Source organism: Vibrio chagasii (genome assembly GCF_024347355.1).
Lineage (GTDB): Bacteria > Pseudomonadota > Gammaproteobacteria > Enterobacterales > Vibrionaceae > Vibrio > Vibrio chagasii.
On record NZ_AP025465.1, the window covers coordinates 115,325 to 130,337 of the forward strand.

General features: G+C 46.3%; 13 protein-coding genes. 8 read left to right on the plus strand and 5 right to left on the minus strand.

Annotation, left to right across the window (positions count from 1 at the left end; genetic code table 11):
* Positions 1-16: 16 nt before the first annotated feature.
* Positions 17-658, minus strand: coding sequence for a DUF2959 domain-containing protein (locus OCV52_RS00505; protein WP_137406366.1), 642 nt, complete (start codon positions 656-658; stop codon positions 17-19).
* An 84-nt stretch (positions 659-742) separates the two neighbouring features.
* Between OCV52_RS00505 and OCV52_RS00510 the strand changes: the two genes are divergently transcribed.
* From OCV52_RS00510 to OCV52_RS00520, 3 genes are read left to right on the plus strand one after another with little or no spacing between them, the layout of a single operon-like run.
* On the plus strand, positions 743-1,687 hold the full coding sequence (locus OCV52_RS00510) for a virulence factor BrkB family protein (protein ID WP_137406365.1): 945 nt from the start codon (positions 743-745) through the stop codon (positions 1,685-1,687).
* Entirely contained in the window at positions 1,659-2,093 is a 435-nt protein-coding gene (gene dtd / locus OCV52_RS00515) for a D-aminoacyl-tRNA deacylase (protein ID WP_004741469.1), read from the plus strand. The genes OCV52_RS00510 and dtd overlap by 29 nt, the downstream gene beginning before the upstream one ends.
* A gap of 16 nt (positions 2,094-2,109) precedes the next feature.
* Positions 2,110-3,045, plus strand: coding sequence for a bifunctional GNAT family N-acetyltransferase/hotdog fold thioesterase (locus OCV52_RS00520; protein WP_004741468.1), 936 nt, complete (start codon positions 2,110-2,112; stop codon positions 3,043-3,045).
* Positions 3,046-3,089: 44 nt separating this feature from the next.
* Here OCV52_RS00520 and OCV52_RS00525 read toward each other — a convergent pair whose 3' ends face one another.
* The 4 genes from OCV52_RS00525 to hslR all read right to left on the minus strand — a co-directional run bounded on the left by OCV52_RS00525 (position 3,090) and on the right by hslR (position 8,460).
* Positions 3,090-5,060: an AsmA family protein gene (locus OCV52_RS00525; RefSeq protein WP_137406364.1), complete on the minus strand. Its 1,971-nt coding sequence runs from the start codon at positions 5,058-5,060 to the stop codon at positions 3,090-3,092.
* 153 nt (positions 5,061-5,213) lie between these two features.
* The gene (pckA, locus tag OCV52_RS00530; protein ID WP_137406363.1) at positions 5,214-6,839 is read right to left on the minus strand and encodes a phosphoenolpyruvate carboxykinase (ATP); all 1,626 of its coding nucleotides are present in this window, start codon (positions 6,837-6,839) and stop codon (positions 5,214-5,216) included.
* 337 nt (positions 6,840-7,176) lie between these two features.
* Positions 7,177-8,055, minus strand: a complete 879-nt coding sequence (hslO, locus tag OCV52_RS00535; protein ID WP_061033109.1) for an Hsp33 family molecular chaperone HslO — start codon at positions 8,053-8,055, stop codon at positions 7,177-7,179.
* Between the two features lie 18 nt (positions 8,056-8,073).
* Positions 8,074-8,460 carry a ribosome-associated heat shock protein Hsp15 gene (gene hslR, locus OCV52_RS00540; RefSeq protein WP_004741464.1) on the minus strand — a complete coding sequence of 129 codons (387 nt, stop codon included), beginning with the start codon at positions 8,458-8,460 and terminating at the stop codon, positions 8,074-8,076.
* A gap of 330 nt (positions 8,461-8,790) precedes the next feature.
* On the opposite strand from hslR, the gene gspC reads away from it, so the two are divergent.
* The 5 genes from gspC (at position 8,791) to gspG (ending at position 14,990) form a co-directional block, all read left to right on the plus strand.
* The gene (gene gspC / locus OCV52_RS00545) at positions 8,791-9,672 is read left to right on the plus strand and encodes a type II secretion system protein GspC (protein ID WP_061033110.1); all 882 of its coding nucleotides are present in this window, start codon (positions 8,791-8,793) and stop codon (positions 9,670-9,672) included.
* Positions 9,673-9,713: 41 nt separating this feature from the next.
* A complete protein-coding gene (gene gspD / locus OCV52_RS00550; RefSeq protein ID WP_137406362.1) occupies positions 9,714-11,738 on the plus strand; it encodes a type II secretion system secretin GspD in 2,025 nt (674 codons plus the stop codon).
* A complete protein-coding gene (gspE, locus tag OCV52_RS00555; protein WP_102423536.1) occupies positions 11,738-13,240 on the plus strand; it encodes a type II secretion system ATPase GspE in 1,503 nt (500 codons plus the stop codon). The genes gspD and gspE overlap by 1 nt, the downstream gene beginning before the upstream one ends.
* Position 13,241: 1 nt before the next feature.
* Complete coding sequence (gene gspF, locus OCV52_RS00560) at positions 13,242-14,465, plus strand: type II secretion system inner membrane protein GspF (protein ID WP_102423537.1); 1,224 nt, start codon at positions 13,242-13,244, stop codon at positions 14,463-14,465.
* Between the two features lie 81 nt (positions 14,466-14,546).
* Positions 14,547-14,990, plus strand: a complete 444-nt coding sequence (gene gspG / locus OCV52_RS00565; protein WP_004741459.1) for a type II secretion system major pseudopilin GspG — start codon at positions 14,547-14,549, stop codon at positions 14,988-14,990.
* Positions 14,991-15,013 lie beyond the last annotated feature (23 nt).

Sequence of the window (15,013 nt, forward strand, 5' to 3'; positions counted from 1 at the left end):
TTTGTCTTTTTAGGCGTTACTTCTGATTGAGTTGAGCAAGGAACTTATCCGACTCAGCAATCGCTGCATTCATCTGTTTGATCGCGTACGCGATGTCTTTTTCTAGACTCATAAACTCACCTTGCAGTGAACCAACCGCACTCGCATTGAGGTTGTGTTTTAGATAAAGGGTGTTGTCGCGCAGAGTATTGAGCACAGGATCCATCTTCTTCTCTGCACGCTTCATAGCTGACAGCATGGTTTGGTAAGACGATTTAGTTTCACGCAGTTTTTGCTCACTCGAACGACGTAGGGAATCACTGGTGTAGAGATCGAGCTCGGCTTGCCACTCTTCAAACAGCGCATCAGACACATCTTCAATCGCAGCGATTCGGTCAGTCACATTTTGCGCTGCTTTTTCGCTGTCTTGGTATTTATCGTTTATCTTGTTGTACATGTCTTCTAGGTCGCCGCCACTGAAATTAGTCAGGCTGCTGAGCGCTTCAAGTGCGCTGGTAAACTCTTCCTGAGCATCCTGCTGCGACTCTTTTGCATCTTCTACTCTGTCGACCATGATGTCACGTTTGTGATAACCCACTTGTTCCATTGCAGAGTAATAAGCGGATTGGCATCCAGTAAGAGTAAAAATAGAGAGGACTATAACTATTAAATAAGGCATCCTTGTTTCCTATAGTTAAATAATATCAATCGTAGTAAATAACTTACTCACTTTGGTTGGTATAACGGATTATTAATTAAAACTATGAACGAGTTACCAGGGAGTTACAAGTTGAAGATAAGAAAGGTCGGCATACTTAGTATCCAGTATTTTCGCTACCTCTTAGCGCGTATGACGCATGATCGAGTCAATGTGAATGCGGGCTATTTGGCGTACATTACTTTGCTTTCAATCGTACCCATGTTGACGGTTTTGCTCTCTATCTTGTCATCATTTTCCGTGTTCGCGGATGTGGGTATCGTGATTCAAAACTTCATCATTACTAACTTTGTTCCAGCGTCAGGGGATGCGGTGCATGGTGCCTTGTTGGAGTTTGTCGCCAACACGGGCAAGATGACGGCGGTTGGTAGTGTGTTCTTATTTATCGCTGCGCTGATGCTGATCTCTAATATCGATAAGAACTTAAACTACATCTGGCGTGTGACCGAGAAGCGACGTGCAGTATTGTCTTTCTCGATGTACTGGATGGTGCTCACTCTCGGGCCAATCTTGGTGGGAGCGAGCATTGCAGCCACCTCATATGTGACATCACTAAGTTTGCTGCAAAACGAAGTGGTGTCTAGTGCTTTTAATACTCTGATTCGCAAACTCCCTCTGATTCTCTCTTTTTTTGCGTTCTTTGGTTTATACCTATTGGTACCTAATAAGAAAATCCACTTTTCTCATGCAGCTGCTGGCTCTTTGGTGGCGGCATTACTGTTCGAACTCAGTAAGAAAGGCTTCGCTGCTTACATCACTCAGTTCCCTTCATATCAGGTGATCTATGGCGCATTGGCGGCGATCCCGATTCTGTTTGTTTGGGTTTATTTATGCTGGTTGATAGTGCTGGTGGGGGCTGAGGTGACGGCTGCGCTCGGTGAGAAGGAAGAGTGGAGTGAGACGCAAAAAATAATGGTACACTCCACGGATAACGACAAAATCACAGAGCAAGGAAACAACAGTGATAGCACTGATTCAGAGAGTAAGTGAAGCTGCCGTCCGTGTTGATGGCGAAGTAGTTGGTGAGATTGAACAAGGCTTATTAGTACTATTAGGCGTAGAAAAAGGTGACGACGAAGCCAAAGCGAAACGTTTGATGGAACGAGTGACGACTTATCGTGTCTTTGGAGATGAAGACGATAAAATGAACCTCAACGTGAAGCAGGTGAATGGCAAGGTGCTAGTAGTTTCTCAATTCACACTTCCAGCCGACACCAAGAAAGGCACACGAGCAGGCTTTTCTCGTGGCGCTCACCCAGAAGATGCCGAGCGTCTTTACAATTATTTCTCTGACCAATGTGAATCAGTATTGCCAACGGAACGTGGCCGATTTGCAGCCGACATGAAAGTGTCTCTGGTTAATGATGGCCCAGTAACATTCTGGCTGCAGGTTTAAGCTTAAAGGAATAAGCATGTTTAAACTCATAACCCCAACCACCGAAAATCAACTGAACAAGTATTACCATTTTCGTTGGCAGATGTTGCGTGAACCTTGGCGAATGCCAGTGGGTTCCGAGCGTGACGAATACGATGGCATGAGTCACCATCGCATGATTGTGGATGGTCGAGGTCGTCCGATGGCGATTGGTCGTCTGTATATCACCCCAGATCTCGAAGGTCAGATCCGCTACATGGCGGTAAAAAACTCTCGCCGTAGTAAAGGCATGGGCTCACTGATTTTAGTCGCACTAGAGTCGCTGGCTCGCCAAGAGGGCGCTAAGCGCTTGGTGTGTAACGCGCGTGAAGATGCGATTTCATTCTATGAAAAGAACAGCTTTGAGCGTCGTGGTGAGATTAACGACCAACGTGGTCCTGTTCGTCACCAACAGATGGTGAAGCCGCTTGATCCAATGGCAGATGTTCTGCGCAAACCTGAATGGTGTAATGAACTTCAGCAGCGTTGGGAGCATCAGATCCCTATCAGCGATAAGATGGGTATCAAGATAAACCAGTACACAGGTTATCAGTTCGAGTGTAGTGCTCAGCTGAATCCAAACCTGAACCCACACAACACCATGTTTGCTGGCTCAGCTTTTACGCTGGCAACCTTAACTGGCTGGGGGATGACATGGTTACTGATGAAAGAGCGCGGCCTAACCGGTGACATCGTTCTCGCAGACAGTAATATTCGCTACCGTCATCCGGTCGAGCAAAACCCTGTCGCCTCTACTTCTTTAGACGGTATCAGTGGTGACTTGGACCGCCTTGCATCAGGCAGAAAGGCGCGTATTATTATTCACGTGACCATTCATAGTGGCGACGTGGAAGCGGTAGAGTTTACCGGAACTTATATGTTGATCCCTGACTACAAGAAGATCCTGTCGAGTGACAGCAAGGTGAGCGAATAACTTCACGCTTGCTTGATGATAGCTTGAGTTATGAATTGAAAGCGCTACTCCTTTGGAGTGGCGCTTTTTTGTTGGCAGTTATTAATCGCTGTGTACTCCGGCTGATCAAGTTTGCCAGAGACTTGGTTGCATGGGTCGGACAGCATAATTGAGAGAGAGTGTTGCTCTGCTTTGAGTAGGTCTAGCTCTCCAGAAGCCTCACCATTGAGCGTTTGAACTCTTTGTGAGCCTTCCTCTACGGCCGATGCACCAATAATGTGCATCGGTTCTAGTGTGAAGCGACCACGGTCAAAATTCGCGCTGAGTTCAGGGATTTCAAACACGTTATCGGTCGAGGTTTCAGAAAGCTTATCGTTAAAGGTCATCACACCCTGGCGAACGCTGCCTTTAAGTTGACCTGTGGTTGAATAGCCCAACATGAGCGAATCACCGTAGAGACCAGAAGCTTGAAGCTCAAACTCACTATAACCTGTTGCATCGAGTGGTAAGTCGAGTTGCTGCAACATGGGTGAGATAGGCAAGCCATCGGCTGAGATGTCTATGCTCCATGGCTTACTGATTTGGTTAAAATCGAGTGTCGCATTAGCTTCAATGTAGCCATTTCTGAGAGGTGCAAACAGACGTGTCAGCGTCCATTTCCCTTGTTCGCTATTCATTTCAACCACAGGCTGTGCGCTGAGAATATTTTTGTAGCTGGCATCATTGGCGCTCGCCATCAGCTTCCCTTGCCACAAACCTAGCTTTCTATCTTGAAGCAGTTGAACTTGGTGTCCTTCAATGTGCAGCCCAGAGACTTGCCAGTAAGGCTTTTGTGCAAGCTGGATAAGTTGGGTGCGTTCTACATTCAATCGTTCTATAGAGATTTGCTGAAGCTCTTTAAGCCAAGGTAATAAGCGCATGGCTGGCAGAGTTTGATCTTGGTTTTCTGTGACCCATTTAATACCTTGCAGATCGAGCTGCGCTAATTCAATGCTGCTGGGCGTGACTTCGCCGTTGAGCTGAACGGTGCCTTGCAGGACTTGAGCGTAGAAATCTTCAATCTGTATCTGGTTTGGCTCTAGGCTTAGCTTGATATTTGGCTCGACAAACATGTCATCATCAACAGTGACTCCTTCGGCTTGCAGAGAGAAAAGCGCTTTCTGTTGTCTCCATAGTTCGAAAGGTAACTTGATGTTTTCTAATGAAGCATCAAAGGCTGCAAGGTGCCCGCTTGGCCATTCGATGTCGCTGCGTAAAATGTCTAAGCTGTTGATATGGTTTATACGAATGCCCGCTACGTCCCATACTTTGCTTAATAGGCTCTGAGTTTGCTGCTGGCTGAGGCGTAAGCCATCAACGGTAACATTCACTAGTGACCAATCATGCTGATACTGTTCTGCTTGTCCTGAAATTTTGGCACCGCGCCATTCAAACGAAGCGCCATAAAGTGTGCTGTCGCTCGGTTTTAGGTCAAGGTCGATCAGAATGTTATCGAAGGCTTCGCCTTGCCAATAGAGTTGCGAAGCGGAAAGTTGGGTTTTGCCGTAAGGCAGCAGTGTTTGATTATTGCTAAAGGTTGGCTCGGCGATCTGCAGATCGATGCCTCGCACATTAAAGCTGTTGGTCGAAAAGTCCAGATTATTGAGCGCCAATTGGCGGAGCTTGAGGTTTTGCTCGGTTAATAGTGGTGAGAGCGCTTCGAGATCGCTCGCTTCCAACTGGATACCACTGATTAATACAGAGTCTAAGACGAGTGTGGCTTCAATGAGAGAGTCAGGGCTGAACCAGAGATCGACCTTATCGATATACAGAGGTGGTTGCTTTTCTGGTTGGGTATAGGTGATTCCCATTAGGGTGATGTGATAAGGCGCTTGATACTCGACATCTTCAATGACCACCGGTTGGTCAACCGTGTGTTTGATAAAAAAGTTAGCAACATCCGCACGGTATTGAGTTTGTAGGCTTAATAGCAACGCTGCGATAGCCGCAACGGCGATAGCCAACACAATGCCGAACACCATTAATACCTTTTTCATTCCCTGAAAGCCTTACATTTCAATAGTCTTAAAACAGAGTGGAACAAAAAGGGACAAGCATCAACAAAAAAGCCCCTCAAAAGAGGGGCTTGCTACAAAAATATCGTTTTAAATGGGCGTTCGCTTTTGGCTTAGCCCGAGCAGATGCTTGGATTAGTCGAGTTGTGGACCAGCCGCAACCAGTGACTTACCTTCAGCGTTGTCAGTGTACTTATCAAAGTTGTTGATGAAGCGCTCTGCTAGATCTTTCGCTTTGCTTTCCCATTGTAGTGGGTCTGTGTACGTGTCGCGTGGGTCTAGGATCGCTGGGTCAACATCGTGCAGCGCTAGAGGCACTTCTAGGTTGAACATAGGGATAACCTTAGTTTCAGCCTGGTCGATAGAACCATCTAGGATAGCGTCGATGATGCCACGCGTATCTTGGATAGAGATACGTTTGCCAGTACCGTTCCAACCTGTGTTTACTAGGTAAGCTTCAGCGCCTGCTGCTTCCATGCGTTTCACAAGTACTTCAGCGTACTGAGTTGGGTGAAGCGTTAGGAACGCCGCGCCAAATGCTGCAGAGAAGGTTGGAGTCGGCTCTGTGATACCGCGCTCTGTACCTGCTAGTTTCGCTGTGAAACCAGATAGGAAGTGGTACTTCGTTTGCTCTGGAGTCAGTTTAGAAACTGGTGGTAGTACACCAAATGCATCAGCAGTCAGGAAGATAACCTTTTGAGCGTGACCTGCTTTTGATACTGGCTTAACGATGTTGTCGATGTGGTGAATCGGGTAAGAAACACGAGTGTTTTCTGTTTTAGAACCGTCATCAAAATCGATAGAACCATCGCCACGAACCGTTACGTTTTCTAGCAGTGCATCACGACGGATTGCATTGTAGATTTCTGGTTCTGCTTCTTTAGAAAGACGGATCGTCTTCGCGTAACAACCGCCTTCAAAGTTGAAGATACCGTCGTCATCCCAACCGTGCTCATCATCACCGATTAGTTCACGTTTAGGGTCTGTTGATAGCGTTGTTTTACCTGTACCAGATAGGCCGAAGAATACCGCTACATCGCCTTTCTCGCCAACGTTCGCACTACAGTGCATTGAAGCAATACCTTGCAGAGGAAGTAGGTAGTTCATCATTGCGAACATGCCTTTCTTCATCTCACCGCCGTACCAAGTACCACCGATGATTTGAACTCGCTCTGTTAGGTTGAAAGCAACGAAGTTCTCAGAGTTTAGGCCCTGTTTTTCCCAATTAGGGTTGGTTGTTTTAGCACCGTTCATTACCACGAAATCTGGCTCGAACGTTGCCAACTCTTCGTCTGTTGGACGAATGAACATGTTCTTAACGAAGTGCGCTTGCCACGCTACTTCAGTGATAATACGTACACTTAAGCGTGTATCTGGGTTAGCACCACAGTAACCGTCAATCACAAACAGACGCTTGCCAGATAGCTGAGTTGTTACAAGCTCTTTTAGCTCGTTCCATACTTCAGTTGTGATCGGTTTGTTATCGTTTTTTCCTTGATCTGACCACCACATGGTATCGCGGGTCGTGTCATCTTTAACAATGTACTTATCTTTCGGTGAGCGGCCAGTAAAGATACCAGTGTCAACAGCAACTGAGCCTAGTTCCGTTACTACGCCTTTTTCGTAGCCTTCCAAACCAGGCAGTGTTTCTTCAACGAATAACTGCTCGTAGCTAGGATTACGAAGAACTTCGGTAACGCCAGTAAGTCCGTGCTTAGTTAGATCAATTTGTGCAGCCTTAGTATGTTCCATAACGGTCATAGGTGCTCCTTGTAGGATATTTTGTAGGGATTTTGTATTAATTTTTTATTGTTATCTGCTCACCATGCTAGCAACGAGACTCGGGGGAAACAGGGATACAGCTCAAAAAATATCCATATTAACCATGGGGTTTTAAGTGTCTCGTCACATATTGGCCTAACTAGTCTATCCTGTACGCAAACCTTTGCGCTAGGGGCGGGAACATTATTAATTGATTAAAATTAAGCGGTGATTTTATTACGAGATGTTACGAAGTTTGCGCTATTTTGATCACAAAAAAGGCCAGCTTAGTGCTGACCTTTTTGGGGTAAATTACGTGTTTTTGGTACGACGTAAATTAATGAACCGTATTGCTGCCTTTATCTGCTGCTTCTGCATACAGTGCATCAACATCGTTCTTATCGAACGAGTAGTTTGTGCCACAGTAATCACAGTGCAGAGCAACGCTTCCTTCGGTGCTTAGGATGTCGTAAATCTCTTCTTGAGCAACGGTAATGATCGCTGCAGCGCTTCGTTCACGAGAACAGCCACAGAAGAACTCAACTGGTTGTGGAGTGAACAGCTGTACTTTCTCTTGGTTGTACAAACGGTAAAGCAGTTCGTTTGCTTCAAGAGAGAATAGCTCTTCGTTTTTCACTGTGTCTGTTAGTTGCTCTAAGTGCTCGAAGTCATTTGGAGTACCAGTGCCATCAGGCATAACTTGCAGCAACATACCTGCAGCGTGTGCTTTGCCTTCGTGCTCACCAGTACGTAGCCATAGACGAGTCTTAAGCTGCTCAGAGTTCGCGAAGTAACCTTCAAGTACTTGAGCTAGTGTGTCGCCTTCAAGACCAACGATACCTTGGTAGCGTTCACCTTTCTTAGGATCAATAGTGATCACTAGGTGGCCTTTACCCATTAGGTCGTGTAGGCCAGCATCGTCAGCAATTTCGCCTTCAAAGCGAGCAACACCACGGATCTTCTGGTTATGGTCGCCATTAATAACTGCTAGAGATACCGGGCCATCACCTTGCAGCTGCATAGTGATAGAGCCTTCAAATTTTAGGGTCGCAGTCAGTAGCGTAGTTGAAACCAATAGCTCACCCAGCAGTTTTTGTACTGGAGCTGGGTATTCCTTGCTAGAAATAATCTGTTGGTACGCTTCATCCATTTGTACCAATTCACCACGTACTGATAGGTCTTCAAATAAGTAGCGATTTAAAACATTGTTTGCCATTTGGCTATTCCTTCTAGCTTATTGATGCTTGAACTTGATGATGTCACGACGTTGCTTTTTATCAGGGCGACGCTCTGGAGCTGGGTTATGTGCATGCAGTTTACGCTGTTTTGCAAACTCTTCTCTTTTTGCCAAGCTCTCGGTGGTTTCTTCATAGAGGGTTTGAGCGATCGGTGCTCCACCACGATGGGCTGAGATTTTCTCGATCGTTACCGTCTTTTCTTCATTACCTTGGCGCAGTGTAATAACTGCCCCAAGTTCGACAATCTTACTTGGCTTGCTGCGCTGACCATTATAGTGGACTTTGCCACCATCGACCATGTTACGAGCAATAGACCGAGTTTTGTAAAAGCGTGCTGCCCACAACCATTTATCGAGTCTGACAGCTTCATTAGAAGTTTTCATATAGGGCTGTGCCTTATTAAGTGAGAAATGAATGCGGTTTAACTGTAGTGAACAGTGCGCAACATGTTTTTGATGATGCTTATCACATTAGGTAGAAGTTTTATGTGGAGGCGGCTAGCATTTTTTTCAAGTCATATTGCAAAATCGCTATGTAATGCCGATTTATCGATTTGCTATGATATAGTTCAAGATCTTATGCTTATATAAGCTCGGTATCGAACGAATGAATAAAAAAGCTGAAAGTTTAATAGTTTGCAGCGTTTGTTGTCATGAGAAGGGGCAAGGGAAGTGAACTTTTTAGAGCTCAAAAATCGTATAGGAAATTCTCCTATGTTGAGCCGCTTATTAGATAATGGATTTGTGCTTCAGCAGAAACTGAGTATCGCCACTTGTTGTGTACTCATTGCCGCTTCAGCATGGATTTTAGGACAACTTGTCTGGTTTGTTGAACCTGCCGAGCAAACGGTTGTGCCTTGGAAAGCAACGGTGTCGTCGTCTGCTACGCCTCAGTCGACTCTCGATATCTCTTCTTTACAACAGAGCAACATGTTTGGTGCCTATAACCCAAGCAAACCCGCAGTGGTTGAGCAACAAGTGATTCAAGATGCCCCCAAGACACGCCTTAACCTCGTCTTGGTTGGTGCGGTTGCCAGTTCTAATCCTGAATTGAGCTTAGCGGTGATTGCCAACCGTGGTACGCAAGCGACTTATGGGATCAATGAACAGATAGAAGGCACCAGAGCTAAGCTAAAAGCCGTGTTAATCGACCGCGTGATCATTGATAACTCAGGTCGTGATGAAACGCTGATGCTAGAAGGTATTGAGTACAAGCGTTTAGCGGTATCAGAACCTGCACCACGTCGTGCCTCTTCTTCAGTTCGTGGTAATAACCCGGCTTCTGCAGAAGAGAAGCTTGATGAGATTAAAGCGAAGATAATGAAAGACCCGCAACAAATCTTCCAATATGTTCGATTGTCTCAGGTGAAACGCGACGACAGTGTGATCGGTTATCGTGTGAGCCCTGGCAAAGATTCAGAACTTTTTAACTCTGTTGGGCTCCAAAACGGAGATATTGCCACTCAGTTAAATGGTCAAGACCTGACAGACCCAGCCGCTATGGGCAACATATTCCGTTCAATCTCAGAACTGACAGAATTAAATCTGGTCGTCGAGAGAGATGGGCAACAACATGAAGTGTTTATTGAATTTTAAAACTTTACGTCTAATGAAAGACGAAAGTGTAGGAGAAGTACGTGAAGCATTGGTTTAAGAAAAGTGCATGGTTACTGGCAGGAAGCTTAATCTGCACACCCGCAGCCATCGCTAATGATTTTAGTGCCAGCTTTAAAGGCACTGATATTCAAGAGTTTATTAATATTGTTGGCCGCAACCTTGAGAAAACGATCATCGTTGACCCATCGGTGCGCGGAAAAATTGATGTGCGCAGTTATGACGTACTCAATGAAGAACAATATTATAGCTTCTTCCTCAATGTATTAGAGGTTTACGGCTATGCGGTCGTTGAAATGGACTCAGGTGTTCTGAAGATCATCAAGGCTAAGGATTCTAAAACCTCTGCCATTCCTGTTGTCGGTGATCGTGATTCTATCGCGGGCGACAGCGTAGTAACACGCGTTGTTACCGTTCGTAATGTCTCGGTTCGTGAGCTTTCTCCTCTGCTTCGTCAACTGAACGATAATGCGGGCGCGGGTAACGTTGTGCACTACGACCCAGCGAATATCATTCTAATCACTGGTCGTGCGGCGGTCGTAAACCGCTTAGCGGAAATCATCAAGCGTGTTGACCAAGCCGGTGATAAAGAGATCGAGGTGGTTGAGCTAAAGAATGCTTCAGCCGCTGAAATGGTGCGTATTGTTGATGCGTTGAATAAAACCACCGACGCGAAGAACACACCAGCATTCCTACAACCTAAGCTGGTGGCCGACGAGCGTACCAATGCAATTCTTATCTCTGGTGACCCTAAGGTTCGTAGCCGTTTAAGAAAGCTGATTGAGCAACTTGATGTCGAGATGGCAACTAAGGGTAATAACCAAGTTATCTACCTTAAATATGCAAAAGCAGAAGACTTAGTCGATGTACTGAAAGGCGTGTCGGACAACCTGCAATCAGAGAAGCAAACTTCAACTAAAGGCAGCTCATCTCAACGCGATAAAGTCGTGATTTCAGCGCACAGCGATACTAACTCGTTAGTCATTACCGCACAGCCAGATATCATGAACGCGCTACAAGATGTGATTGCTCAACTAGATATTCGTCGTGCTCAAGTATTGATTGAAGCCTTGATTGTTGAAATGGCAGAAGGTGACGGCGTTAACCTTGGCGTGCAATGGGGTAACCTAGAAACGGGTGCCATGATTCAATACAGCAACACCGGCGCATCGATCGGTCAGGTTATGGTTGGCTTAGAAGAAGCCGAAGACAAGACAGTTGATAAAGTTGTTACGCCAAGTGATGGTTCAAAGCCTTACACTGTGCAAGAGACAGAGCAGGGTGATTACTCGACATTAGCTTCCGCTCTTGCTGGCGTAAACGGTGCCGCAATGAGTGTGGTGATGGGCGACTGGACAGCTTTGATCAGTGCAGTTGCGACCGATTCAAACTCAAATATCCTATCGTCTCCAAGCATTACTGTGATGGACAATGGCGAAGCGTCGTTTATCGTTGGTGAAGAAGTACCGGTTCTTACTGGCTCGACGGCGGGCTCAAGCAACGACAACCCATTCCAAACGGTTGAGCGTAAAGAAGTGGGTATCAAGCTTAAAGTGGTTCCACAAATCAACGAAGGCGACTCAGTTCAGTTGAATATTGAACAAGAGGTGTCGAACGTATTGGGTGCGAACGGCGCAGTCGATGTTCGTTTTGCCAAGCGTCAGCTAAATACTTCAGTGATTGTTCAAGACGGTCAAATGCTGGTTCTTGGTGGTCTAATTGATGAACGTGCATTAGAGAGTGAGTCTAAGGTGCCACTATTGGGCGACATCCCGGTGCTCGGTCATCTATTCAAATCAACCAGTACTCAGGTTGAGAAAAAGAATCTAATGGTATTCATCAAGCCAACCATCATTCGTGATGGCATGACAGCCGATGGTATCACTCAGCGTAAATATAACTTCATCCGCGCTGAACAGCTGTACAAGTCAGAGCAGGGCCTGAAATTGATGGATAACGACAACATCCCAGTGTTGCCTAAATTCGGTTCTGAGATGAATCACCCGGCTGAAATCCAAGCCTTCATTGATCAGATGGAAACAGAATAATGGCTGAATTGGTAGGGGCGGCACGAACTTATCAGCGCTTGCCGTTTAGCTTTGCGAACCGTTACAAGATGGTGCTCGAGTATCAGCACCCAGAACGTGCTCCGACACTGTATTATGTTGAGCCTCTGAAATCGGCGGCGATCATCGAAGTGAGCCGTGTAGTGAAAAATGGTTTTACACCACAAGCGATCACTGCAGACGAGTTTGATAAAAAACTGACCGACGCGTACCAACGTGACTCTTCAGAAGCGCGTCAATTAATGGAAGACATTGGTGCTGACAGTGATGACTTCTTCTCGTTGGCGGAGGAGCTGCCACAAGATGAAGACTTGCTTGAGTCTGAAGACGATGCGCCAATCATCAAGCTAATCAATGCGATGCTGGGGGAGGCGATCAAAGAAGGTGCTTCGGATATCCATATCGAGACCTTTGAGAAGTCGCTATCGATCCGCTTCCGTATTGATGGTGTGCTGCGTGATGTTCTTGCACCAAGCCGTAAATTGGCGCCGCTGCTCGTGTCACGTGTAAAGGTTATGGCGAAGTTGGATATTGCGGAAAAACGCGTGCCACAAGATGGTCGTATTTCACTGCGTATTGGTGGCCGAGCAGTCGATGTTCGTGTATCAACCATGCCTTCATCACACGGTGAGCGTGTGGTAATGCGTCTGTTGGATAAAAACGCGACCCGCCTAGATCTGCACAGTTTAGGTATGACGGCAGAGAACCACGAGAACTTCCGTAAACTCATTCAACGTCCGCACGGCATTATCTTGGTAACGGGTCCAACAGGTTCGGGTAAATCCACAACCTTGTATGCAGGCCTGCAAGAGCTCAACAGCAACGAACGCAATATCCTTACCGTTGAAGATCCAATCGAATTCGATATCGATGGTATTGGTCAAACACAAGTGAACCCTAAGGTTGATATGACCTTTGCCCGTGGTTTACGTGCGATTCTTCGTCAAGACCCGGATGTGGTGATGATTGGTGAGATTCGTGACTTAGAGACTGCGGAGATTGCCGTTCAAGCTTCTTTGACTGGTCACTTAGTGATGTCGACCCTCCATACCAATACTGCAGTAGGTGCCATTACGCGTCTACGTGATATGGGTATCGAACCATTTCTTATTTCCTCTTCACTGCTTGGTGTGTTGGCGCAGCGTTTAGTTCGTACTTTGTGTAACGACTGTAAAGAACCGTACGAAGCGGACAAAGAGACCAAAAAGCTATTTGATTTGAAGAAGAAAGATAGCCTAACGCTGTATCATGCGAAAGGTTGTGAGGCGTGTAATCACAAGGGTTATCGTGGCCGAACTGGTATTCATGAGTTGCTGATGGTTGATGAGTCGGTACAAGAGTTAATTCACAGCGAAGCCGGTGAGCAAGCGATCGAAAAATCGGTTCGTAGCACAACCCCAAGTATTCGCGATGATGGCCTAGCTAAGGTTCGTCAAGGTATCACTTCACTAGAAGAAGTGATGCGTGTGACCAAGGAAGTCTAGTATGGCGGCATTTGAATACAAAGCACTGGATGTCAAAGGCAAAAGCAAAAAGGGCTCGATTGAAGCGGATAACGCTCGTCAGGCTCGCCAGCGCTTAAAAGAGCAAGGCTTAATGCCGGTTGAAATGGCTGAAGCCAAAGCAAAAAGCAGTAAAGGAGGCAGCGCGCCTTCTACTGGTTTTAAGCGTGGTATCAGCACGCCAGACCTTGCTTTGATTACTCGCCAAATTTCTACATTGGTTCAATCAGGCATGCCGCTAGAAGAGTGTTTGAAGGCCGTGGCAGAGCAATCGGAGAAGCCTCGCATTCGCACTATGTTATTGGCTGTACGCTCTAAAGTGACGGAAGGCTATTCGTTAGCGGATAGCTTAGCTGATTACCCGCACATCTTTGATGAACTGTTTAGAGCAATGGTGGCGGCAGGTGAGAAATCTGGGCACTTAGATGCGGTACTAGAGCGATTAGCCGACTATGCAGAAAATCGCCAAAAGATGCGCTCTAAGCTGCTGCAAGCGATGATTTACCCTGTGGTGCTGGTGGTGTTTGCGGTGACTATCGTTTCGTTCCTATTAGCAACGGTAGTACCCAAGATCGTTGAACCAATCATCCAGATGGGACAAGAGCTTCCTCAATCAACCCAATTTTTATTGGCATCGAGTGAATTTATCCAAGATTGGGGCATCCAATTACTGTTGCTGATCATTGGTGTGATTGTGTTGATTAAGACCGCGCTCAAAAGACCGGGCGTTCGTCTAAGTTGGGATCGCAAATTGTTGAGTATCCCGCTGATCGGCAAGATAGCGAAAGGTATCAACACCTCTCGCTTTGCTCGTACACTTTCAATCTGTACCTCAAGTGCGATTCCTATTCTTGAAGGGATGAAAGTGGCGGTTGATGTAATGTCGAACCACCATGTCAAACAACAAGTATTACAAGCATCAGATAGCGTGAGAGAAGGGGCGAGCCTGCGTAAAGCGCTTGATCATACTAAGCTCTTTCCGCCGATGATGCTGCACATGATTGCTAGTGGTGAGCAGAGTGGTCAATTAGAGCAGATGCTGACTCGTGCAGCCGATAACCAAGACCAAAGCTTTGAGTCGACGGTAAACATTGCGTTAGGCATTTTTACCCCGGCACTTATCGCTCTGATGGCAGGTTTGGTGCTGTTTATTGTGATGGCGACTCTGATGCCAATGCTTGAAATGAACAATTTAATGAGCGGCTAATTCCGTCCATAGAACGTTTTTGGATTATCGAGAGAAGGACAATATTCCCCTCAACTCGTTGTCTTTAATTTGGAGAAAATAATGAAAAACAAAATGAAGAAACAATCAGGCTTTACCCTACTAGAGGTGATGGTGGTTGTGGTTATCCTTGGCGTATTGGCGAGCTTTGTTGTACCTAACCTATTGGGTAACAAAGAGAAGGCTGATCAACAAAAAGCCATCACAGATATCGTGGCACTAGAGAATGCGCTAGATATGTACAAACTGGATAACAGCGTGTACCCAACAACGGATCAAGGTCTTGATGCACTGGTTTCTAAGCCAAGCAGCCCAGAGCCTCGTAACTACCGCGACGGTGGTTACATCAAGCGTCTACCTAACGACCCATGGGGCAACGAGTACCAATACCTAAGCCCTGGCGATAACGGCACTATCGACATCTTTACACTTGGCGCTGATGGTCAAGAAGGTGGTGAAGGTATTGCTGCGGATATCGGTAACTGGAACATGCAAGACTTTCAGTAAGCCTAGGCTTATTGTCGCTTGAC